Source organism: Chryseobacterium sp. NFX27, from assembly GCF_049887855.1.
GTDB lineage: Bacteria > Bacteroidota > Bacteroidia > Flavobacteriales > Weeksellaceae > Chryseobacterium.
This window is the reverse complement of record NZ_JAGEKK010000007.1, coordinates 1-23,547: the sequence shown is the minus strand read 5'-3', so window position 1 is coordinate 23,547 and position 23,547 is coordinate 1. Positions and strand designations below refer to the sequence as shown.

Below are 23,547 nucleotides of genomic sequence, written 5' to 3'. Positions count from 1 at the left end.
CTGCACTGGTTACAAAAAACATTAGATTAGCATGAGTTTATTACATCCATATTTCATTGTTGCGATTGCATACATGCTTTTCTTTAGTGTACAGGAAGTTTTCGGAAAAAGAGTAGAAAAAAAGTGGTTTTGGTTTTTGGGGATCTATCTTATTTTACTGGCAGGTTTCAGGAATAATGTAGGCCCGGATTACGGAAGTTATAAAGCAATTTATATCTATTCTGATGTAAAGAGCTATTACAGTATTTTTATGAAAATGCTCCATATGGAAGGTTCTGAGCATCTGGAAGTGGAGTGGCTGTATACGCTCATTAATAAGATATTGCTGAATGTCTTTAATGCACCCTTTTATATGCTTACCCTCGTTATCGCTATCTGTGCTGTTTTTTTCAAAATAGAATATACGGAGGATAATACTTTTTACCCCTTTACATTTACCCTGTTCATGTTTATTCCTTACTTTTTTGTTGGGGAAAGCGGACAGATCAGGCAGAATCTGGGGACGTTCATTGTTTATTTTGCCGTACGGTATATTAAAGAACGGAAGTTATGGCATTACCTCTTTTTTATATTTCTGGGTTCAGGTATACATACTGTTTGTTACCTGTTTCTTCCGATGTACTGGCTCGCCCGTATCCCATTAAGTAAAACTGTCATGCTGGTTCTGATCATCATTTCCATATTTCTTTCGCCATTTGAGATATATAGGGTATTTGGGAGTTTTTTAGACAGTATGGCCTCAGATAATATTCTGGTGAATGGATTAAATGGATATATGGATGAATATTCAGAAAGGCTGAATGGAGGTTTTGGAATTCCCGAAGCTATGATGATGATTCTCACATTCTTTCTTTTTGCATTTGACACCAAGATGAAAGAGCTGTATCCATATTATGAATACCATAGAAGCTATGCCGTTGTGGGAATATGTTTTTATTTTATTTTCAGAAACAATCCCGTATTCTCATCCAGACTTGTAGGGGCGTTTATTGGATTTTCTTATGTGTTGATCCCCAATACCATGTATGTGGTCTCAAGTGGTGTGAAAAAAATGATTTACGCTTTTATCATTGCACTTGTTATTTTTAACTTTGTTGTTTTCTCCTCCTTCTTAAATATTAAAGTGGGCAGATTTACTATTGAGCTTTATAAGAACCACATTCTTCCTTAGATTTATTGTATTGATTATATTTTATAAAGACAGCTGTGAGGCTGTCTTTTTTTTCATATTCCCTCTCTTCTCAAAAACGATGATTACCCTCATAAAATTTATTATTGGGAAAAAATTACTTTTGTATTCTAAAGTGCTGTTTTCGTATTTATAATCTCTTATTGGTGATTTATTATCAATTTAATTGATGTATAGGTTTGTTATTTATATTATTAATTGTTTATTGTTGATAAAGGCTTAAAAGTTGTATCTCCTCTAATAGCACACAAGTCTAAGGATATGAAAAATTTAGTTAAAAATTTTGCGGCAATTTTTTGCTTAGTGTCGATTTGTACCTATTCCAAGAATAGTAGAGGATTAAAAGAAAGTCCTCCGTATGAATTAAAAGAAAGATCAGTATCTGCAAAAGATACTTTGACGAAGCCTGCTGACAGGAGGGCAGTAATTCCGGACTGGACAAAAGCTCCCAATAGTTATATTTTTGAACCCAGCCAAAACAGCGAAGGCCTGCTGATTCCGGTAAGAAAAGCTTATGCAATGTGGCAGGGGGATGGATACATTAAAGGTGAAGGAATCCCTTCCGGTAACCTGACAGCGGAAGTATTGTGGGAAGATACCCATGGACTGATAAAATCAGGGGAGAGATACGCACTGGAAATTTTAGGTTCCGATGAAAACGCCAAAATAAAAGTTCCCGTCAACAAAGCAAAAAAAGGAAATGCTGTCGTTGCCTTCAAGGTAAATGGCGAAATCTACTGGAGCTGGCATATTTGGGTAACCGATGATCCTACAAACGGATCAAATTACAAAAGCTTTGATAATATTACAAGAGCCAGACAGGATGGAACGGTTGAGCCAATTCCCGATTCCGATTGGGGATGGATGGACCGTAATCTCGGAGCTTTAAGCAGCTCTATTACTTCATCAGACTGGAACAGAAGCATGGGACTGCTCTACCAGTGGGGAAGGAAAGATCCCATCCCGCCTTTGGTAACAAGAGGGAACGACTTTTATGAAGTGTCAGGCTCCATAGGAAGGATAAGGCACAGGGGCGCGAAAAACTTTACCGGTGCTTTAAATATTGATAACCTCACGAAATATGTTCCGCTTGCCAATGCAGAGGTGACCAATAATATCAGGCTTTCTGTGAAAAATCCATTAAGTCTCATCTATGTCAACAAAGACGACAACAGCGGGCAGGCTTATTATAATAACAACCCCAGTCTTCCGGTTAACTGGTTTGGACGTGCTGCCGGAATTCCGGATAGCAGGCTTTCAGAGCTTAATCTTTGGTCTGATAACTCCCGTGGTTTGATCGGCACAGGATATAACAGCAATACCAGTGCAAAGCCATACTGGGATAAATCTCCTTATGATCCATGCCCCAACGGATGGAGAATGCCCTCAATGCTGGTAGCAAATTTAGGGTCACAATCTTATATAGATGATATCAGACTGGATTTTTCCCCTTTCGGAGTCAGGACCAATATGGCTAAAAATGTTTTCGAAACAAATAAGCACCAGATCATCAAGCCTACAGATACTGGAGTTCCGTCATTCATGACAGGTTTTAAGGTCTATCCTAATTTAGGCTTTGACCTCTCCAATGCAGGTGGAAATAATATGGGGATCTTCCCCGGAACAGGACAGCTGATCAGGAATGCCCACCTCGGGCAGTATACCGACCAGCATCATGTTGCCTTATGGACCGCAACAATGGCCAGACACTTTGATACTTCACCGGCTGTCATTACCAGAGGGCTTTTTATGATTCCTGATAAAGATCAGCCTGATATACCAGATCCCAATTATCCCAATATTAAAGGAAGATATTTTTATATGCCTATGTCAGGAATGTATACTTCTGAAGCCAATGGATGCCGATGCATCAAAGATCCTCTCTATATCGTAGATGATTATAATTTTCCTTCTGAATATCTGGCGCCGAAAACAGAATACACAGAGGGACTCAATAATCCAAATACATATCAGGCTGTTAAAAGCTCAAATTCTTTTACTGTAGAAATTCCGGTGAGTAAAGCCTTTTCAGTGCAAAGCCAGCTTCTGAATAATCAGGAAATATTGGATTCTCCTAATTTTAATAATTTAAAAGTAAATGTGCTTTGGACGACTAACACAGCTCTGATTAATAAGGTGTCGGTCGTTAATCCTTTCCCAACTTCACTTCAAAGTCTCAGTGACTCAAAGATTTCGGTGGTGATTAACCCGAACCAAAGTGGAAATGCTGTAGTAACACTGCATAACGGAAGTATTTCTTCCCCGGTATATTGGAGCTGGCATATCTGGATAACAGATTCTGCTCTGGGATCTTATAATTACAGGACAGAACTTCCTATGGCTGAGGCTGTCAATTATGTTAATTATGTAAATAAAGCGGACGTTGTGCTCCGGACAGAATTTATGGACAGGAACCTGGGGGCAATAGATGCATTTCCGATAGTTGCTAACGCCATGACACCAACTGCCGCGGAGCTTGCAAAAATAAGAGTTTCTACAGGACTACATTATCAGTGGGGAAGAAAAGATCCGATTCCTACTTTTCAGTATGCAGATAACAGAGCTTCTTTCAATGTGTTTTTAGGAACAGCATCAGGTAGCGGAACAGTGGCTTATACTACACTGACTTATGCTGCATATAATAATATGTCAGGAAACTATATAGTTCCTTATAATACCTATGCCGCTTCAAGTGTTCAGAGTACGGATAAACCGGCAGAGAAAATTGCAAAAGTACTGTCTTACTCTGTAAGGAATCCTTTGGTATACATGATTCCAAGCTCTTTTGCACCTTACAACAGTGCAATGCCTAATTATACCAATGGAACAGACTGGCTTTCCAATGAGCCGAATCTTGCTGCTGACAGATGGGGCAGAGGAGGCAAAAAATCACCTTTCGACCCTTGCCCGGAAGGTTGGAGAATCCCAGACCTTACCAATGTTGCATTGATTTCTAATCAGGATTTCGGACAGTCGCCATGGTATAAAAAAGATAAAAAAGTAGCCACTTTTTATAGTGTCAGTACAGACTATGCCGGATATAGAGTAAGAAATCCTTCCACAACTTCTACCATAGGGTATATGTTTATCGGTCCATCCTATATACTTGGTAATTTCCCGGATTCAGGTTCACGCGGATACAGAAGTGTTCTGGCTAATCAGTCTCCGCAAGGGACATTTAATACAGTCAATTTTCAGTATCCAGGCGTATGGACAGGAGCTTTGGCTGCCAACTATCTGGGAAGAGCAGTCAATGTTTTATTTGATGCAGCTTCTACTGCCAACCGGTTTATTGCATTTAATGATAATAACGACCCGTATTTAGGGACAAGCTGCCGGTGTGTTAGAATAAAGTATGATGCTCAGGGAAATGAGGCCGGCCCTATTCCGGGATTACAGGTTACAGCTCTCGCTTCAGCAAAAGAAGCAGCTGTCTTAAGCATTGCCGAGGTAAAAGAAAAAGTAAGTCAAAAAAAGATATCGTTATTTCCTAATCCGGTAAAAGATGTTCTGTATATTAATGCTTCGGAAAAAACAGGTTACTACTACCAGATCTATAATATTTCAGGACAGCTGGTAAAATCCGGCAAGTTTGAAAACGGGAAAACAGATTTGTCAACCCTCAGTTCGGGAGTATATTTGGTAAGAATTAACAATGCTGAAGAAATTGTGAAAATTATTAAACAGTAAAACTAAAAAAGCAGTAACAGAGCAGAACAGCATTTCCTGTTCTGCTTTTTTATGACATGCATGTGCTTGCATCTATCATAACTGATGAAAAATTCTATATCATCTATTTTAAAGGTGCTGAATTTTAAGCTAAACAGTACACCTTAAAGGACTTGATGTCTTTAAAAATGCCCTCAGGAACGCATGTTAAACACATCTAAATATTAAATTAAACTGTTTTAACAAAATGTATATAATAAAAAAGCTTTACTTTTGCAAAAAAATTTTTTAGAATGTCGAAAAATTTAGTAATCGTAGAGTCACCGGCAAAAGCAAAAACTATTCAGAAATATTTGGGGAAGGATTTTGAGGTAAAATCAAGTTTCGGACACATCCGTGACCTTCCAAAAAAAGGAATGGGAATAGACCTTGCCACCTTCAGTCCTGATTATGAAGTTTCGGCTGACAAAAAGAAACTGGTAACAGAATTAAAGGCCGCTGTAAAGAAAGCCGAAATGGTATGGCTGGCTTCCGATGAAGACCGTGAGGGAGAAGCTATTGCATGGCACCTGGCAGACGAACTGAAACTGAAACCCGAAAACAGAAAAAGAATTGTTTTCCACGAGATTACTAAAAATGCCATTCTAAAAGCTATTGAAAATCCAAGAGATATTGACCAGAATCTTGTCAATGCTCAGCAGGCAAGAAGAGTTTTAGACAGGATCGTAGGTTTTGAAATGTCTCCGGTTCTCTGGAAAAAAGTAAAACCGGGTCTTTCTGCAGGAAGAGTGCAGTCTGTGGCCGTAAGATTAATTGTAGAAAGAGAAAAAGAAATCCGTGAATTTGTTCCGAAAGCAAGCTTCAAGCTGGACGGGATCTTCTTAAATAAAGCTGAACAGGAAATTGCTGCCAAGCTTAAAAAAGACTTCGAAAAAGAAGAAGACGCAGAGAAATTCCTTGAAAAAGCAAAAACGACAGAATTTAAAGTCCTGAATGTTGAAACAAAGCCGGGAACACGTACTGCATCTGCACCATTTACGACTTCCACCCTGCAGCAGGAAGCCTCTTCAAGATTAGGATATAACGTAACCAATACCATGCGTCTTGCACAGAGACTGTATGAAGAAGGATACATTACCTATATGAGAACCGACTCCGTGAATCTTTCCCAGGAAGCGATTGAAGGTGCGAAAAAGCAGATTACTTCAGAATATGGAGCAGAATATTCTTCACCAAGAAATTACACCACAAAATCAGCATCTGCACAGGAAGCTCACGAAGCGATCCGTCCTACCGATTTTGCTGTGAAAAGTATCGGTGATGCCCAGTTAAACAGATTATACCAATTAATATACAGAAGAACACTGGCTTCCCAAATGGCTAACGCTAAAATTGAGAAGACCGTGATTGAAATAGGGAATGCATCACTGCCCCAACATTTTGAAGCCCAGGGTGAAGTGATCATTTTTGATGGTTTCCTAAAAGCTTACGGAATTGTAAAGGCAGAAGAAGATGATGAAGAAAACAATGAAAAACTACTTCCTAAGGTAAGTGTTGGTGAAATCTTAGACTATAAAAAGATCACAGCTTCAGAAAAATTCACAAGACCGAGCGCAAGATATACGGAAGCCGGGCTGGTGAAAAAACTGGAAGAACTGGGAATCGGACGTCCGTCTACTTATGCACCAACGATTCAAACGATTCAGAACAGAGAATATGTAGATAAAAGAGAGATAGATCCTCAGACCCGTGAAGTGATGAGAATGTCTCTTACAAAAGATAAGATTAAAAAAGAAGTTCTTGAAGAAAAATTCGGGGGCGACAAAAATAAATTTATACCTACAGATATCGGTGAGGTGGTTAATGATTTCCTGACCGATAATTTCAAGGAAATTCTGGACTATGGATTTACAGCAAGAGTAGAGGAAAGCTTTGACGAAATTGCCAACGGAGATCAGAAGTGGAAAGAAATGATGACCAATTTCTACTCAAAATTCCACCCGAGAATTGAAGATGTAGAAGAAAATGCAGACAGAGCTAATGGTGACAGGCTTCTTGGAGTAGATCCCAAGACCGGTAAAAATGTTCATGCAAGAATCGGAAGGTTCGGAGCGATGATCCAGATCGGTGAAACGGAGGATGAAGAAAAGCCAATCTTCGCTTCATTGATGACCGGACAGAATATTGCAACCATTTCTTTGGCTGAAGCGCTGGAACTTTTCAAATTACCATTTGAGCTTAATGAATTTGAAGGTCAGGCTGTTTCCGTAGGAGTCGGAAGGTTTGGGCCTTATGTGAAGTGGGGTGAAACATTTATCAGTATTCCGAAAGGAGAAGATCCTCTTTCTGTAAGCCAGGCGCGTGCAGAAGAGATCATCAACGAAAAGAAAAAAGCTGATGCTCCGATTGCTACCTATAAAGGAGATCCGGTAACCAAAGGAACAGGAAGATTTGGTCCGTTTATCAAATACAAAGATATTTTTGTGAATGTTCCGAAGAAATATAATTTCGACAATCTTTCACAAAGTGACATCAACGAACTGATTGATGCCAAGTTGGAAAAAGAAGCCAACCGTTACATCCAGCAGTGGGAAAAAGAAAAAATCTCTATTGAAAACGGAAGATGGGGGCCATTCGTTAAATTCGGAAAAGCGATGTTCAAGATTCCTAAGAAGAAAGACGATACAAAATATGAGGCTGAAGAGCTGAAGGATGTGCCTCTGGATGAGGTTAAAAAATGGATCACAGACCAGGATAAAAACGCTTTTGCAGAGAAAAAGAAACCGGCCGCAAAAAAACCTGCAGCCAAGAAAGCAACTGCAGTAAAAAAGACAGCCGCTAAAAAAAAGTAATATTAAAATAATTATACAAAGCCGTTAACAATATGTGTTGACGGCTTTTTTTATCAATAAAAATGGCCACGGCATATGAACTTGCTCCGGTTTTTTTGTATGTTTGTTCGGTAAAGAAATGAGTCAATTAACCTATTCCCAAGTTTTCAGATTAAAATATGGATTTTGAAGATTTTATTATTTCACCAAGAAATTTCAAAGCAGAAAGCTGGCAGATCGGCAGCAGGATCACAAAAAATATAAAAGAAGACAGCATTGTTCTTCTCTTTCTTTCAGATTACAGAGGAGCGGGCGGTGATGCAGAAGTACAGGATTTTACAGCAGTAAGAAAGGAGTTTTATAAACTTTCACAGCTGGATTTTGAAGTTCCTGTTGTAGATCTTGGAGATCTGGTTTCCGGAAAGTCCGTTCAGGATTCCCATTATATTCTGCAGGAGGTTTTGTCGGCATGCCATTACAAAAGAGCTCTTCCGGTGATTATCGGAGGGTCTAATGATTTTGCTTTCTCACTCTTTTCGACATTGAATTTTCACAAGAAAAACATAAACTATACCCAGATCAGTAATATTATTTCCCTGCAGCAGGGTGAAACAATTAATGAACATACCTTTTTGGGAAAAATTTTAGGTTCCAAGAATTTCTCCATCAAAAATTACCATCATCTGGGGTATCAGAAACATCTGAACGAGGCAGATTCAGTAAGACTCATCAAAGACGTGGAGTTTGATATCATCCGCCTTGCCGAAATGATGAATTCTACCGAAAAAACAGAACCTTTTTTCAGAAAAACAGATCTGGTGACCTTAAACTGCGATGCTGTTGAAAGCTTCAGTGAACCGTTTTCTATGAATCCTCAGGTCAACGGATTGAACCGTAGAGAGATATGCGCCTACATGAAAGAAATAGGTTTGAGTGAGAATTTAAAATCTGTAGGAATTTTCAATTACAACATCTATTCTGAAAGTCAGCTGAACCACCAGCTTCTGGCACAGATGATCTGGTATCTCATTGAAGGGATCAATATTCAGAGGTCCCATCCCAAAGAAAGGCACTATGAACTGTTTTATGTTTTAATTGATGATAACCAATATGCTTTCAAGCGGGATACTTTCAGTAATCTATGGTATTTCGGAGACGATGAAAATATAGAAAACTGTATTCCATGCTCTAAAAAAGACTTTGAAGAAGCAAAAAGAGGAACGCTTAATCCCAGGCTGACTTTTTAATGGCACATTAAAGATGAAAAAAAAATTAGTTTTAAGTATTATTCTCGTAACCGCGCTCGCCAGCTTCATTTATTTCTGGAATAAATATGCTTATGCAGGCGAGGAAAATTATTTTTCTTCCAATACAAAACCTGAAAACGGACTGCAGATCGGTATTATTGGTGACAGCTGGGTAGTAAGGCAGAACCTGGATTCACTTTTACAGAAAAAGCTGTTGGATAAAGGACTGCATTCAGAAATTTACTCATCAGGAAACCCCGGGGCTAAAACCAGAAAGATCTACGAAAACCTTTTTAAAGATGATAACGAAGAATTTTCTTCCAGAAAAGTGATTGAGAAAAAACCGGATTACTGCATCGTAATTGCCGGGGTCAATGATGCGGCAACCTGCATGGGACCTGAGTTTTATACCCATCATATGGTGAGGGTCATTAAAACGCTTCTGCATTATAACATTCAGCCGGTTGTTGTTTCCCTCCCGGAATTTGGAGTCGAAGAAAATTTTAAAAATAAAAATATAGTGAGCAGTCTCAGTAACAGAAGTGTTGAACTGGTTTTGAATGATGGTGACCAATTTAAGATCCCGGATTATAGGAATGCTCTGCTGAAAGAATTAAAGCGTGACCAACTGGATAAAAAAGTGATTAATTTAAATTTTGATGAAGTAAGTTCTGATTATGATAAAGACAGAAATCTGTATGCAGATCCGCTTCATTTAAATAAGCAGGGTTACCAGAAGTTCAGTGAGTTTTTAGCGAAAGGAATTGTTAATTTAGAAAGCACAAAATGAAGGTTTCAATTATAGTTCCTGTATATAACGTAGAAAATTACCTGGCAAAATGCCTGGATTCTCTCGTTGGCCAGACTCTTCAGGATATTGAGATTTTGGTCATCAATGATGGCAGTAAAGACCGCTCAGAAGTTGTCATTGAAGAATACGCCCGTAATTTTCCGGATAAAATAAAAGCTTTCACCAAAGAAAACGGAGGTTTGAGTGATGCCAGAAACTTTGGTATTGAAAGAGCTTCTGGAGAATTTATAGGTTTTGTAGACAGTGATGATTATGTGATGGAAACCATGTTTGAAGAAATGCTGCAGCTGGCAGAAAAGCATCAGGCTAAAATGGTTATCTGCAACATTCAGAAAGTAGATCAGAATGGAAAAGTAACCCAGAAACTGACGCAGATTCCCAATATGTCTGAAAAAATAAATTTGGGAGATCATTTTTCTGTTTTTTCAGATCTGAGTTATTTTGCCTGCAATAAACTGTTTAAAAAAGAGCTTTTTGACCAAAAAAGATTTAAAAAAGGAATCCACTTTGAGGATATTCAACTGGTACCCCAGCTGCTTCTGGAATGCAAAACTCTGGCTCAGACGCAGAATTTTCATTATCAATATCTGGAGCGTACGGATTCTATTACAAAAACCCATACAGAAAAAGGACTTGATATCCTGAAAGCCGTAAAAGATGTGGAGCAGGTATTTGAGAAATCCGGATATGCCCACAAAAGAAAAGAGCTTAAAAACTTTCAGATTTTCGAAGGGGTATATTCTTTTTTAGCTTATCTCGCTTTTGTAAAAGACAACGAAACATTTTACAAAATGAACGGTGAACTGGCGGTTTTTATGCAAGAAAGGAAAATAAAAATTCGAGATATATTAAACTATAATCGTTTTGGTAAGAATTATCTTTTATCTTTGCCGTTGAAAAAAAAGATATTTTATTTGTTATTTTTTGCAGGGCAAAAGAAACTGATAAGAAAATTGTTATAACACAAATGATAAGTACAATTATTTCATTAATTATATAAAACATTGAAATATACCGCCTTGCGTGGGTGGTTGGGTGAGTTTTATTAGAGATATTGATGATGTGCTTGATAAAAAAAAATGAAGAATTTTGAATTGTTCTTAAGCGAATCAGGAATTTCTATTTTTTACGTGAAAATAGGGTTGGGTTTTCTATTCTCTTTTTTAATTACCTTTTTCTCTATTCCTACCATCATTAAGATCTCCAGGAGAAAGAATCTTATGGATGAGCCGGGTATAAGAAGTTCGCATCTCAGAAAAATCCCCAATCTTGGCGGGATTGCCATTTTTTACTCAATCGGAATCTGCGCATCCATCTTTGCGTATGAGCTTTTCGATCTTTACAAATTTTTATTTGCTTCGTTAATTATCCTTCTGTATATAGGAGTGATGGACGATATTGTCGTAATGAGAGCTTATAAGAAGCTTGTGGCTCAGATTATGGTTTCTGCATTGGCTGTAATAGGATCTGATATTAGAATCAGAAGTCTGTTCGGAATATTTGGAATTTATGAAATGAGCTATTTCATAAGTGTACTGTTCAGTATCATTACTTTTATTATCCTCATCAATGCCTTCAATCTTATTGACGGAATAGACGGACTTGCCGGAGGCTATTCTGTGATCTGCAGCGCTCTTTTCGGAATAAGCTATTACAGGTTGGGAGAATATAATTTCCCTTTGGTTGTCCTATCAGTTGTCATTATAGGTACTGTGCTGGCATTTCTATATTATAATTTATCTAATTACAGGACCAATAAAATATTTATGGGAGATACGGGATCTATGCTTCTCGGTTTCCTTTTGGCATTTACCTCGATCTGTTTTATTGATATTTTCATAGACAGAGAGCTTCCCAACGTGCCGAGATATCACCTGCAGTCTGCACCGGCAGTGGCTGTTGCTATTCTTATTCTGCCGATCGTGGATACCTTAAATGTAATTATTGTAAGACTGTGCAATAAAAAGTCACCTTTTGATGCAGATAAAAACCATATTCATCACAAGCTCCTGAAACTGGACCTTACCCATAGGCGCTCCACATTTTATATCATTGTCTATTATCTGATGATTGTAGCTGTAGCCTATTATTTAAGACATATCAATGTAAATTTCCTTCTTTTGATCATTGTTTTATTAGGCTTTTTTGGAGCTTATTTACCAGATCTTATCTATCATTTACGAAATAATAAGAAAATAAGAATTTAATTTTTACTTTTGCAAATAACATCCCAATATGATGAAGAACTTGAAATATTTATTTTTATTATTGCCCTTTTTTATTACATCCTGCATCACGAAAAAAGATGTAAGGTATATGCAGCCAAGCGAAAGCCTGGTGATTAATGAAGAAGGACTTATTCCCTACAATATTCCTACTTACAGAATTACCAAGAACGACATTCTTACCCTCAATATTGTAACCACTCCCAAGGGAGATGCCGCACAATTTTATTCATCTCTGAATTCTTCCGGAGGAGCAGGAGGCAATAACTCTACAGTAGGAGGTTTTGGTACCGGAGGTTCCGGTTCTGGAGTTGGTGGAAATATAAACTTTTATTTTAACGGACTGAAGGTAGATTCCAAAGGTGATATTAATGTATTCGGAATAGGATTCGTTAAAGCCGAAGGAAGAACATTGGAAGATATTACTCAGGAGCTTCAGGAAAAAGTGAATGAAAACTTTCAGGAAGGAAAAGCTGAAGTAAGGCTGAATACAAACGGAATCACCTATTATATTCTGGGAGATGTAGAAACTACAGGTCTTTCCGGAGAAAAAGTAGCGCACAAAAACACGCTTACTATTACAGAAGCATTGGCTATTAACGGAGGTTTGAACAGAACTGTTGACCGTACCAATATCGTTATCCACAGAAAATTGCCTGAAGGAATAAAAAAAGCGAAAATAGACCTTACCCGCGAAGATATCATGAATTCTCCGTACTATTACGTACAAAATGGTGACGAGATCTATCTGAATACCAGAGGAAAAAGTTTAAACGGATTCGGAAAAGATCCTGTACAGACTTTAACAACTGGGGTATCGGTGATTACTACAGCATTATCAATTTATCTGCTTCTTAAAAACCTTTAACCATGATTCCAGACAAAGACACCCAAATAGGGAAGAGCGAGCCCCAGAAGGAAAAGTACGGATCGTTTGCATTATTTGACATTGAGCATTTTCTGAGAAGAATACTCAAAAACTGGTATTGGTTTGTGTTTATGCTGTTTATCGGCTACATTATTTCATGGGTATACAGCAAATATTATGCGCAGAATATTTATGCATCAGATCTTTCTCTGAGCATATCCAATAATACCTCCAGCTATTTTACCCCAAGCCAGTCCATCAACTTTATCTGGGGACAGAATGGGAATCAGGACGGAGTTTATCTGAAAAAAATGCTATTATCAAGATCTCACAACGAGTTTCTGGTAAAAGAGCTTGATCTTTTTGTGAATTATTCCACCAAAGGATTGATCAAGTCTACCTATATTGATAAAACAGACTCTCCCGTGTTTCTGCAGGTTGATAAAAAGCATCTTCAGCAGATTGATTATCCTATTACCCTTATTCCAAAAGGTGGAGACTCTTATGAAGTAATTCTTCCGGAAGAAGGGCAGTCTACCAATTTATATAGTTATGAATCTGAAGGATTTCAATCCGTAAATGGGTATAACAGACCAGCCAACAAGATCATAAAAATCAACGAATGGTATAATTCCCCAAATCTTAGATTTAGACTGCTTAAAAACACAGTCAAGCCTAAAATAAAATTTGAAAATATTATTGTAAAGCTTGGTTCTGTGAATCAAAGTGTTAATGATATCGTATCGACAATTGGAGTAGAATTTGATAAGGAAATTGGTACTATAATGATTATCACCAAAAAAGGGTTTAATCTTAACAGTACTGTGAATTTCTTAAACAAATCTGTAACCGAACTTCAGAAGAAAAGGCTGGCAGACAAAAATATTGTTAATAAGAATACAGACCTTTATCTTCAGAACAATATAGATGGTATCCGTAAAAAACTGGATTCAAGCGCAGCGGTACTGAACTACCTGAAAACTTCTGAAAAGCTCTATAATATCAAAGACAGAGATGAAAAATCTTTAGATAAAATAAAAGATCTTGAAGCCAGAAAAGCAGATATTGTAAGTAAAATCAGCTCACTGAATAATATTAAAAATACACTGCAGGCCAGGGATTTTGATAAAATGATCAGTACCAATGCAGCAGGTTTTGAAGATGGTTTCTTTACTGCTTCTGTAACAGAGCTCAAAGCTTTATATATGAAGAAAAGAGAAATGGCCACCATCTATAAGCCAAACTCTGAGCCTATGAAAGAAATAGACCGGCTTATTAATGAAGCAAGAATGGGCTCATCAGGTACTTTGAGAAATTATTATACGAAATATTATGATGAAATTAATAAGATAGACCGTCAGGTAGCAGAAGCCAATTCTGATCTTACTTCATATCCTGAAAAAGAAAGAAAATATCTGGATGCGGAAAGAGGTTACAATATGATTGAAGCAACCTATAACAGCCTTTTGAACAGACAGAATGATGCACAGATGAAGGTCGCGACTAACCAGTCTGATATTACAGTAATAGATCCTGCAAAGAATTTGGGACAGTCTCCGATTGGACCCAATGTAAAAGCAATAAAATCGGCAATTATGTTTGGTTTACTGATGCTGCCATTACTATTCATTCTGATCGGAGCCGTGCTGGACAACAAGATTCGAAACATCAAAGAACTGTTGAGTGCAACAAGAATTCCGCTCCTTGGCGTTATCGGGAACAACAGCAACGAAAATATGCTTACCGTTTTGGAACAGCCTAAATCATCAGTATCAGAGGCATTCAGAGGAATTAGGGCCAGCATGAGATTCCTGATGGAAAACAATAAAGAAGATGGTAAAGGGAAAACTATTTTGGTGACTTCTTCCATTGGTGGAGAAGGAAAAACATACATTTCCATTAACCTGGCTTCAGTAATAGGGTTAAGTGATAAAAAAACAATCCTGCTTGGGATGGACCTTAGAAAACCTAAGATCTTTGGAGATTTTAAAATTGATAATAAATATGGTATCTCCAATTACCTGACTGGAGAAGTGGAGATAGAACAGATCATCAATAAAACCAGAATTCCGAATCTGGATGTGGCGACTTCCGGACCAATTCCTCCAAACCCTTCAGAGCTTTTGATGAGCGACAGGAATATCAGATTTTTGGAAGAGCTGAAAGAAAAATATGATTTCATTATCATCGATTCGCCGCCGGTAGGTTTAGTAGCAGACTCTTATGAGCTGATGAAACATTCTGATGCCAATATTTATGTAGTCCGTCACGAATATACCGAGAAATATATGCTGAAGATGATCACTGAGAAATACCATAACGGAGAGATTAATCATTTAGGGCTTATATATAATGACTACAATAAGAAACAGGGATATGGATATGGTTACGGTTATGGTTACGGATATGGCTACGGCTATTTTGATGAAGATAAAAATTATAAAGAGCCGTTATTAATAAAAATACGAAATAAGGTCCAAACAATATTTAATAAAAAATAGCGTTTTAAACCCTCAGCAAATGGGGGTTTTTTTATACATTCAGTATTGGTAATCTAAGGAAAAAAGAATATTTTTGGCACTTTGTCGTTTACTTTATAACAAATTATGTTTTTTTGTTTATTTTTAACTATACATTAAGAATATCATTAATATAAAAATGTTTTATATTTGCAAAAATTAAATTTTAAAATAACCATAAATCCATATTCTTTTATGAATAAAAAATTATTGTTTAGCTTTCTTGCCTTCCTTGGAGTGGTAAGTGTTAAAGCACAAAGAAACGAATTGGGAGTTCGTCTGGGAATGAGTAACCTTGTTGGGGACATAGGAAGGACCAATTATATTTTACAAAAGCCGTTGGATTTAGACAGAATGTCAGATTGGGGTTTCCCATTCTATGGTGGTTTATTATACAGATTTAATTTTAACCCGCATCAAACCGTTAGATTGGACTTAGGATACAACCAGATCCAGTTTAGTGATAAAGTTGCGAAAGAAGAATATAGAGTGAATAGAAATTCATACGGAAAAAATAACGTATACGAGGCAAGTTTAATGTTCGAATACAACCTTTTCCCTGTCAATAATGAACAGGTAAGTATGGTGAGCCCTTATATCTTCGGTGGTATTGGTGCTTTGATGTTTGATGCTCCTAAAGCTACCCTTGTAAACGATTTTAGAAGAGATGCGGACGGAGTGGCTCAGGCTCCGCTTAATGAGCTGGATTTTAAATCAACTCCGGAATACTCATTAGGGAAAAAAGTAACAATGCATATCCCTTTTGGGGTAGGTTTAAAGTATAAGTTCAATCATAATTGGGCTATATTTGCAGAAGCTACATTTAGATATACGCTGACGGATCAGCTTGATCACAGCAAAATACTTTCTAAAGACGTAACGTCCAGCTTTAATGCAGATATTTTGGACCCCACAACAGGCGGTTCACTGTTACAGTCAGGAAACTATTATGCGGTCTCTAAAGAAAGAGAGCAGGAACTTATTAACAAAAGAAATATAGGAGATGAAAGGTCTAAGGACTGGATGAATACTTTTAGTTTAGGGCTAACCTATTCATTCGGAAGACCTCCATGCTACTGTGATTAACTAATATGTCGTTGATTAAAGATAAAATAAATTCTCAGAATTTACCGAAACACGTCGCCATCATTATGGATGGCAATGGAAGATGGGCAAAAACACGTGGCGAAGAAAGAACTTTCGGCCACAAGAATGCCATTAATGCAGTAAGAAATGCCATTAATGCCTGTAATGAAATTGATATACCTTATTTAACACTGTATACATTTTCTTCTGAAAACTGGAGCCGTCCCGCAGATGAAGTAAGTACACTGATGAATCTGCTGGTGGAAACCTTATTGCTGGAGGCCGAAGAGATCTTTAGCAAAGGACTCAGAATGCATGTTATAGGAAACCTGGAAAAGCTTCCTTCTCTCGTGAGAGAACAGCTGGAACGTGTGGTAGAACTTACAAAAGAAAACACAAAAGGCAATTTAGTGCTGGCAATAAGCTACGGCTCACAGAATGAAATATTAGATGCCGTAAAAAACATCAGTTCCGATGTGAAAGAAGGAAAAGTTGATATTGAGAATATTGATGAAAAACTATTCGAAAATTACCTTTATACAAAAGACTTTCCTCCTGTAGACCTGCTGATCAGAACCAGCGGGGAAATAAGAATAAGCAACTTCCTTCTTTGGCAGATTGCCTATGCGGAACTACAATTTTTAGATGTCCTGTGGCCGGATTTCACAAAAGATATCTTCTTCAAGTGTATTGTTGATTATCAGAATAAAGAAAGAAGATACGGCTTAACTGGCGAACAGATAAATGCCCAATAAATTTAAAGAAAAGAAAGACTCGATAAAATGAAGTTTAGACTATTACCCATCATAATGTTTGCTGCTTCGGCGCATTTTTATGGACAAGTAACTCCTCAGGACAGCACTAAAGTAAATAATGCTGTACACGCAGAAAATGAAGCAGGAACTTACACTCTTAAAGACATTGTTGTAGATGGGGTAAAAAAATATACGCCGGCACAGATCTTAAGATTTACTGGCTTAACTAAAGGAGAAGCTGTAGATATTCCGGGACAGAAAATCAGCAATGCTGTTAAAAAGCTTTGGGATACCCAGTCTTTTTCAGAAGTTGAAGTTTATGTTCAGAGTATTGAAGGGCAGACCGTAATTTTGAGATTCTACCTTGAAGATCTTAAAGAACTTGGAGAAGTAAAATTCACAGGTAAAGGGATTGGTAAATCTAAAAACGAAAAACTCACAAAGGACAACAATCTAAAGCCTGGAACAAAGATCACCCAAAACCTGATCTCCAGCCTTAAAACTAAAGTCCCTCAGGATTACGTGAAAAAAGGCTTTGCTGATGCCAAAATTACCATCCAGGATAAAGTGAATGCAAATGATCCGTCTATGGTAGACTGGACCATCAATGTAGAGAAGGGCAAAAGAGTAAAAATTGACCATATCGAATTTGAAGGCAACCCAAGCGTTACAGATGCAAAACTTAGGAAAAAAGCTTTTAAAGAAACCAAACAGAGAAGATTAGGTATCGGAGGAATCCTGAAATCTTCAAAATTCATTGAAGAAAAATACCAGGAAGACAAGCAGAGTCTTATCAGCTACTATAACTCTTTAGGATATAGAGATGCCAAGATTGTTTCGGACTCCGTATGGAGAAACAAGAGAAATAATTATGAAATCAATGTAAAACTTAATGAAGGTAAAAAGTATTATATCGGAGATGTTACATTCACCGGAAATACCGTTTATTCTACAGAATACTTACAGAGATTATTAGGATATAAGAAAGGTGATATCTACGATGCCGTAGGTTTCAATAAAAAAGTAGGAGAAGACGGAGGTAAAGAAGATGACTCGGATATCAAATCTGTGTACATGAATAACGGTTACCTTTTCTCTAACGTAACGCCGGTAGAGAAATCCGTATCAGGAGATGCTGTAAATCTGGAAATCAGAATTAATGAAGGAGAGCAGGCTACATGGAATAAAGTAACATGGCAGGGGAATACAACTACCCATGACCATGTGGTACTCAGAGCTCTAAGAACAAAACCGGGAGAGCTTTTCAAGAAAACAGAAATCAAAAGAACTTACTTCGATTTAGCCGGAATGTCTTTCTTTGATCCACAACAGGTAGGACAGGATATTCAGCCAAATCAGCAGGATAATACTGTGGATATCAACTGGAAACTGGTAGAGAAAGGTTCTTCTCAGGTACAGTTACAGGCAGGTTATGGAGGTAACAGCTTTATCGGAACATTAGGACTTACGTTCAATAACTTCTCTTTAAAGAACTTCCTTAAATTCAAAGACTTTAAGCCGGTACCTCAGGGAGACGGGCAGACTTTGTCTATCCAGGCTCAGGCAGGACAGTATTTCCAAAACTATGGTATTTCATTTACAGAGCCATGGCTATTCGGAACAAAACCGACTGCTCTTTCAGTAAGTTTAAACACTTCCAGAGTAAAATATAATGACAGTAACGGGCTTGACCAAAAGCTTAATATATTCTCCGCTTCAGTAGGTCTGAACAGATTACTGAATTGGCCGGATGACTACTTCTCATTATATACAGGAATCCAGTTCCAGAAATATAAATTCAGTAACTATCCGTTCCAGTTTGGAGATACTACAGAATACTACGGTGATGCCAATAACTTAAGTCTTAACTTAGGTTTAAGCAGAAACTCAGCAGGTATTGACCCTATCTTCCCGACAATGGGTTCAAATATTGAAGTTTCCGCAAAAATGACTGCGCCTTACTCATTGTTCAGTAATAAAGATTACTCCACCATGTCACCGGTTGACAAATATAAATGGATGGAATTCTACAAAATAAAGTTCAAGGCTGATGTATATAATGAAGTTGCAGGAAAACTTGTGCTGAGATCTTCCGCTGAAATGGGATTCATGGATGGATATAACAAAAAACTCGGGGCTCCGCCATTCGAAAGATTCTATGTAGGAGGTACTGGTTTATTTGGGGGTAGATATGACGGACGTGAATTGATTCCATTAAGAGGATATGAAAATGCTTCAACATACGGAGGAGAAATAGATGATATTACCCAAAGAGGGGGAGGTACAATCTATAACAGATTTACACTGGAATTAAGATACCCGATCTCAATGAACCAGACAGCCAAAATCTATGCACTTACCTTTGCAGAAGGTGGTAACGTATGGAACTCCTGGAGTACATACAACCCATTCCAGCTGAAAAGATCTGTAGGAGTTGGGGTAAGAGTTTATATGGGAGCTTTTGGTTTGATCGGATTTGACTTTGCTTACGGATTTGACAAAACTGTTTCCGGAACAGAGCCATCTGGATGGAAAACACACTTCCTGATGAACCAATCATTATAATTCATATATATGAAGAACTTTAAAATCATTTTCACATCTGTACTGTTCCTGCTTTTCGGACTTTCAAACGCCCAGAAAATTGGAATAGTGGATACGGGCTATATTTTAGATAAACTGCCTCAATACAAAGAAGCAGAAGCAAGATTGAATGCTCAGATCGATACATGGCAGTCAGAACTTCAAAATCTGCAGTCAGAATACGAAAGAAAAAAATCAGCATTTGAAAGTGAAAAAGTATTGTTGATAGGAGATCAGTTAAAGCTCAGAGAAAAAGAAGTAATGGATCTTGAAAAGAATATCAAAACGACGACCAGCTTACGTTTTGGAGCCAACGGTGAAATTACCAAGCTGAGAACAAATCTGGTTGTTCCGTTTCAGGATCAGATCTGGACTGCTGTTAAAACAATGGCTGAGAAAAATGGATTGGGCACGGTTATTGATAAATCCGATAACAATGTGCTTTTCCTTCTGCCAAGATATGATTACACAGAAAAAGTATTAACTATCTTATTAAAAGGATCTGCTGCATCTGATAAGAAAGAAAAAAATAGCAGCAAGAGTAAAAAGTAAATTTAAAATTAACTTTTACTTAAAATTAAAATCTAAAAACAAATTAAATTATTTATTTTACCAATTATGAAAAAATTAAGTGTATTATTTGCCGCGGTAATAATGGTTGTATCGGTAAGTATGGCAAAAGCTCAGAAATTAGCTACTGTAGATTTAATGGGAGTTCTTAATGCAATGCCTGAAAAGAAAAAAGCAGATACTGACATAAAAGCTTTCTTAGATGCAAAACAAGCTGAGATCAAGAAAAAAACAGATGCTGCTCAAACTAAATTTCAGCAATATCAAACTGAAGCTCCTAAAAAAACTGCTGACGAAAACGCTGCCAGAGAAGCAGAAATGAAAAAATTAGGAGAAGAAATCCAACAAATGCAGGAGAAGGCTCAAAAAGATCTTCAGGCTAAGCAGGATGTTGCTTTCGGACCAATTGAGAAAAAGCTGAACGATGCAATCGAGAAAGTAGCTAAAGCTAGCGGATACGAGTTCATCATGGATGCGAACGCTGGAGCATTAGTGTACAAAGCTGGTGCAGATGCTACAGCTGCTGTTAAGAAAGAATTAGGGATCAACTAATAAATTAACAAAGTTTTAAAAATTAACCGCCTCTTTTAAAGGCGGTTTTTTTATTTTTGCGCTATGGAAAAAGAAGTATCAACGACCGTAAAAGTAAGGTTCAGCGATTGTGATCCGATAGGACATTTGAATAATGTAAAATATCTAGACTATATGTTCAATGCCAGAGAAGATCATGTAGAAACATTTTATGGATTCACATACGAGGAATATACCAAAAAGACCGGATGTACATGGATTGCCATTCAAAATGAAATCGCTTATTTAAAAGAGGTAAGATATAATACCCAGGTCGTGATCAGCAGTAAGACCATAGAAGTGCAGGACAGAACGGCTAAAGTTGAAATACTCATGAAAAGCCTGGATGAAAAAACAGTGCATGCCGTACTATGGGTTACAGTGATCTATTTTAATCTTAAAACAAGAAAATCAGAGATACATCCCCAAGACATAAGAGAAACCTTTGGGAAGTTCTTTGTAGATCTTGAGCAGAAAGATTTCCAGCCTAGACTGAAGTTCCTGAGATCTCAGAACGCAAAAAATTCGTAATCAGGTGATGCCGGAAATAACCGTTGGTAGCCATGTGCTTTTACAGTATATCTTAATAAAATAATAAATTGCAGATGAAAAAAATAGCAGTAATAGGAAGCAATGGACAGTTGGGGAACTGTATCAGAAAAATTGCCCCTGATTTTGAAAATACCTATGAATTCATATTTACAGATTCTCAGGTCCTGGATATTACAGATGAAGATAAAGTCAATGATTTCTTCTATGACAATAAACCAGACTACTGCATCAATGCGTCGGCATATACCGCAGTTGATTTAGCCGAAAAAGAAAAAGATAAGGCATTTGCTGTCAATGCTGATGGAGTAGCCCATCTTGCCCAAGCCTGTATAGATCATAAATGTATCCTGATCCATGTTTCCACCGACTATGTATTTGATGGAGATACCAACCTTTCCTACTCAGAAGATGATTTTACCAATCCAACCGGAGTATATGGTGAGTCAAAAAGAAAAGGTGAAGAACTGGCTCTGGAAATCAATCCAAAAACTATTATTCTGAGAACCTCTTGGCTGTATTCGGAGTTCAATAAGAATTTTGTTAAAACAATGCTGAATCTCTTTTCTCAAAAACAAGAGCTGGGAATTGTAGCCGATCAGTTTGGGCAGCCTACCAATGCTAATGATCTGGCAGAAACAATCATGGCTATTATCGAAACTCAAAACAAAACCTTCGGTATTTTCCATTTTTCAAACTATCCGGAAACCACCTGGTTTGAGTTCGCTAAAAAAATTGCTGAATTTTCAAACTCTTCAGTAAAACTGAATCCTCTTACGACAGAACAGTATCCTACTCCTGCCAAAAGACCGGCCAGAAGTACAATGTCATTAGATAAGATAGAAGAAGTGTATAAAATAGAACTTAAGCATTGGGAAAACAGTCTTGAAGAATCTGTCAAAATACTAACACAACAATAATATGATCAAGAACCTGGCAGTTGCCATTTCCATATTCTGTGTCCATCTGTGCAATGCACAGAATGTATACCTTTCAAAAGTTGAGAAAACCAACGACAATACAGATAAATTCCTGTATAAAAAGACAGAGGCTGCAAGTGATGCCGAATATCTGGGAGAAATTGAAGTCCAGGGATTTTCAAGAGATGATGCAGCTGTTTTTTCCTTAATATATAAAAAAGCAAAAGAAATAGGAGCCAATACCTTTTCATTAAAACCCTTTGAAAATATAGATGGTACCCTTCAGGATTTCAATCCATCTAACTACAGGATTACTTTATATTATACTCCCAAAGAAAAGCTGATTAATCAGAACGGAAAGCTTTACGTTTTTGCTTCATCCGATAAAGATCAGAAGATTAATATTAATAAGAAAGACTATCTGCTTGCGCCTAGATCTTATATTACTCTCGATATTATTCCGGGAGAAGTGTATACCCTGTCAACAAAAAAGCTTTTAGGCTCTACTATTAAGGTTCAGCCTAAAACAAATGATGAAAACCTGTACTTTCAGATTTCCTCGCTAAAGGTAAAATCAGATACCTCCGGAACAGGCGGTTTAAATTTGAAATCCGGCGATATTATCGGATTGGAAAAATCATACGCAGAGTTTTTAAGCCTGATCTACATTCAGAATAAAGATAAATAATCATTATTAACTGATGTGGATGAAAAATTAAACGTAAGTTTAAAATTTTTCATCCTGCATACCAGCTGTTTATGGTTTTATATTACAGAATTGTAAACTTTATGTTAAATAAGTTTGTTTTGCGTTTGAATAAGTTGTTATCTTTGCCCCACTGAAAAACGAGAGTATGACAGTAGCGCAGGAGAGCTTTTAGATAAGCATAACTATTTATAATAGCTTACAGATTCAGGGGAAAAGTAGCTTAACAATTTTTTAGAAATAAAAGTTGCAGGGTTTAATTTTTTTTGTATCTTTGCAGTCCGGTTAAACGGAGCGCAGGAGTAAGTAAAGATTAAGGTGATAGAGGGAGTTAAGGTTACTAAAAAAACTTTAAAATTTTCCTTCGAAACATTTGGTCAGAAAGAAATAAATAATTACTTTTGCAACCGCAAATAGAGAGCAGAACGACAGAAAAGATTCTCTATGAT

17 protein-coding genes are annotated in these 23,547 nt (G+C 37.2%); all 17 read left to right on the top strand.

Annotated features, from left to right (window positions below; translation table 11 throughout):
* The first annotated feature begins 31 nt into the window (after positions 1-31).
* The 17 genes from J4Q03_RS09370 (at position 32) to J4Q03_RS09290 (ending at position 23,080) form a co-directional block, all read left to right on the top strand.
* The gene (locus tag J4Q03_RS09370) at positions 32-1,171 is read left to right on the top strand and encodes an EpsG family protein (RefSeq protein ID WP_426047932.1); all 1,140 of its coding nucleotides are present in this window, start codon (positions 32-34) and stop codon (positions 1,169-1,171) included.
* Between the two features lie 279 nt (positions 1,172-1,450).
* Positions 1,451-4,879, top strand: a complete 3,429-nt coding sequence (locus tag J4Q03_RS09365) for a T9SS type A sorting domain-containing protein (RefSeq protein ID WP_426047931.1) — start codon at positions 1,451-1,453, stop codon at positions 4,877-4,879.
* A gap of 272 nt (positions 4,880-5,151) precedes the next feature.
* The gene (gene topA, locus J4Q03_RS09360) at positions 5,152-7,710 is read left to right on the top strand and encodes a type I DNA topoisomerase (protein WP_426047930.1); all 2,559 of its coding nucleotides are present in this window, start codon (positions 5,152-5,154) and stop codon (positions 7,708-7,710) included.
* Positions 7,711-7,868: 158 nt separating this feature from the next.
* A complete protein-coding gene (locus J4Q03_RS09355; RefSeq protein ID WP_426047929.1) occupies positions 7,869-8,936 on the top strand; it encodes a formimidoylglutamase in 1,068 nt (355 codons plus the stop codon).
* Positions 8,937-8,949: 13 nt separating this feature from the next.
* Positions 8,950-9,726 (top strand): SGNH/GDSL hydrolase family protein, encoded by a 777-nt coding sequence (locus J4Q03_RS09350; protein WP_426047928.1) that lies wholly within the window; start codon positions 8,950-8,952, stop codon positions 9,724-9,726.
* The gene (locus J4Q03_RS09345; RefSeq protein WP_426047927.1) at positions 9,723-10,709 is read left to right on the top strand and encodes a glycosyltransferase family 2 protein; all 987 of its coding nucleotides are present in this window, start codon (positions 9,723-9,725) and stop codon (positions 10,707-10,709) included. Before J4Q03_RS09350 ends, J4Q03_RS09345 begins: the two co-directional genes overlap by 4 nt.
* A 117-nt stretch (positions 10,710-10,826) precedes the next feature.
* The gene (locus tag J4Q03_RS09340; RefSeq protein ID WP_426047926.1) at positions 10,827-11,954 is read left to right on the top strand and encodes a glycosyltransferase family 4 protein; all 1,128 of its coding nucleotides are present in this window, start codon (positions 10,827-10,829) and stop codon (positions 11,952-11,954) included.
* A 28-nt stretch (positions 11,955-11,982) separates the two neighbouring features.
* Complete coding sequence (locus tag J4Q03_RS09335; protein WP_426047925.1) at positions 11,983-12,840, top strand: polysaccharide biosynthesis/export family protein; 858 nt, start codon at positions 11,983-11,985, stop codon at positions 12,838-12,840.
* Between the two features lie 2 nt (positions 12,841-12,842).
* Positions 12,843-15,341, top strand: coding sequence for a polysaccharide biosynthesis tyrosine autokinase (locus J4Q03_RS09330; protein WP_426047924.1), 2,499 nt, complete (start codon positions 12,843-12,845; stop codon positions 15,339-15,341).
* Positions 15,342-15,554: 213 nt separating this feature from the next.
* Positions 15,555-16,445: a DUF6089 family protein gene (locus J4Q03_RS09325; RefSeq protein WP_426047923.1), complete on the top strand. Its 891-nt coding sequence runs from the start codon at positions 15,555-15,557 to the stop codon at positions 16,443-16,445.
* A gap of 5 nt (positions 16,446-16,450) precedes the next feature.
* On the top strand, positions 16,451-17,200 hold the full coding sequence (locus J4Q03_RS09320; protein ID WP_426047922.1) for an isoprenyl transferase: 750 nt from the start codon (positions 16,451-16,453) through the stop codon (positions 17,198-17,200).
* Positions 17,201-17,227: 27 nt separating this feature from the next.
* Positions 17,228-19,765 carry an outer membrane protein assembly factor BamA gene (gene bamA, locus J4Q03_RS09315; RefSeq protein WP_426047921.1) on the top strand — a complete coding sequence of 846 codons (2,538 nt, stop codon included), beginning with the start codon at positions 17,228-17,230 and terminating at the stop codon, positions 19,763-19,765.
* A 9-nt stretch (positions 19,766-19,774) separates the two neighbouring features.
* Entirely contained in the window at positions 19,775-20,335 is a 561-nt protein-coding gene (locus J4Q03_RS09310) for an OmpH family outer membrane protein (RefSeq protein ID WP_426047920.1), read from the top strand.
* A 66-nt stretch (positions 20,336-20,401) separates the two neighbouring features.
* Positions 20,402-20,905, top strand: coding sequence for an OmpH family outer membrane protein (locus J4Q03_RS09305; RefSeq protein ID WP_426047919.1), 504 nt, complete (start codon positions 20,402-20,404; stop codon positions 20,903-20,905).
* A gap of 63 nt (positions 20,906-20,968) precedes the next feature.
* Entirely contained in the window at positions 20,969-21,454 is a 486-nt protein-coding gene (locus tag J4Q03_RS09300) for an acyl-CoA thioesterase (RefSeq protein WP_426047918.1), read from the top strand.
* Between the two features lie 74 nt (positions 21,455-21,528).
* Entirely contained in the window at positions 21,529-22,392 is an 864-nt protein-coding gene (gene rfbD / locus J4Q03_RS09295; protein ID WP_426047917.1) for a dTDP-4-dehydrorhamnose reductase, read from the top strand.
* A 1-nt stretch (position 22,393) separates the two neighbouring features.
* Positions 22,394-23,080 (top strand): hypothetical protein, encoded by a 687-nt coding sequence (locus tag J4Q03_RS09290; protein ID WP_426047916.1) that lies wholly within the window; start codon positions 22,394-22,396, stop codon positions 23,078-23,080.
* Positions 23,081-23,547: the final 467 nt, after the last annotated feature.

Bases quoted from the DNA above. Each gene is read 5' to 3' on its own strand.
- J4Q03_RS09370 (WP_426047932.1), top strand. From the start codon at position 32: ATGAGTTTATTACATCCATATTTCATTGTTGCGATTGCATACATGCTT.
- J4Q03_RS09365 (WP_426047931.1), top strand. From the start codon at position 1,451: ATGAAAAATTTAGTTAAAAATTTTGCGGCAATTTTTTGCTTAGTGTCG.
- topA (WP_426047930.1), top strand. From the start codon at position 5,152: ATGTCGAAAAATTTAGTAATCGTAGAGTCACCGGCAAAAGCAAAAACT.
- J4Q03_RS09355 (WP_426047929.1), top strand. From the start codon at position 7,869: ATGGATTTTGAAGATTTTATTATTTCACCAAGAAATTTCAAAGCAGAA.
- J4Q03_RS09350 (WP_426047928.1), top strand. From the start codon at position 8,950: ATGAAAAAAAAATTAGTTTTAAGTATTATTCTCGTAACCGCGCTCGCC.
- J4Q03_RS09345 (WP_426047927.1), top strand. From the start codon at position 9,723: ATGAAGGTTTCAATTATAGTTCCTGTATATAACGTAGAAAATTACCTG.
- J4Q03_RS09340 (WP_426047926.1), top strand. From the start codon at position 10,827: ATGAAGAATTTTGAATTGTTCTTAAGCGAATCAGGAATTTCTATTTTT.
- J4Q03_RS09335 (WP_426047925.1), top strand. From the start codon at position 11,983: ATGATGAAGAACTTGAAATATTTATTTTTATTATTGCCCTTTTTTATT.
- J4Q03_RS09330 (WP_426047924.1), top strand. From the start codon at position 12,843: ATGATTCCAGACAAAGACACCCAAATAGGGAAGAGCGAGCCCCAGAAG.
- J4Q03_RS09325 (WP_426047923.1), top strand. From the start codon at position 15,555: ATGAATAAAAAATTATTGTTTAGCTTTCTTGCCTTCCTTGGAGTGGTA.
- J4Q03_RS09320 (WP_426047922.1), top strand. From the start codon at position 16,451: ATGTCGTTGATTAAAGATAAAATAAATTCTCAGAATTTACCGAAACAC.
- bamA (WP_426047921.1), top strand. From the start codon at position 17,228: ATGAAGTTTAGACTATTACCCATCATAATGTTTGCTGCTTCGGCGCAT.
- J4Q03_RS09310 (WP_426047920.1), top strand. From the start codon at position 19,775: ATGAAGAACTTTAAAATCATTTTCACATCTGTACTGTTCCTGCTTTTC.
- J4Q03_RS09305 (WP_426047919.1), top strand. From the start codon at position 20,402: ATGAAAAAATTAAGTGTATTATTTGCCGCGGTAATAATGGTTGTATCG.
- J4Q03_RS09300 (WP_426047918.1), top strand. From the start codon at position 20,969: ATGGAAAAAGAAGTATCAACGACCGTAAAAGTAAGGTTCAGCGATTGT.
- rfbD (WP_426047917.1), top strand. From the start codon at position 21,529: ATGAAAAAAATAGCAGTAATAGGAAGCAATGGACAGTTGGGGAACTGT.
- J4Q03_RS09290 (WP_426047916.1), top strand. From the start codon at position 22,394: ATGATCAAGAACCTGGCAGTTGCCATTTCCATATTCTGTGTCCATCTG.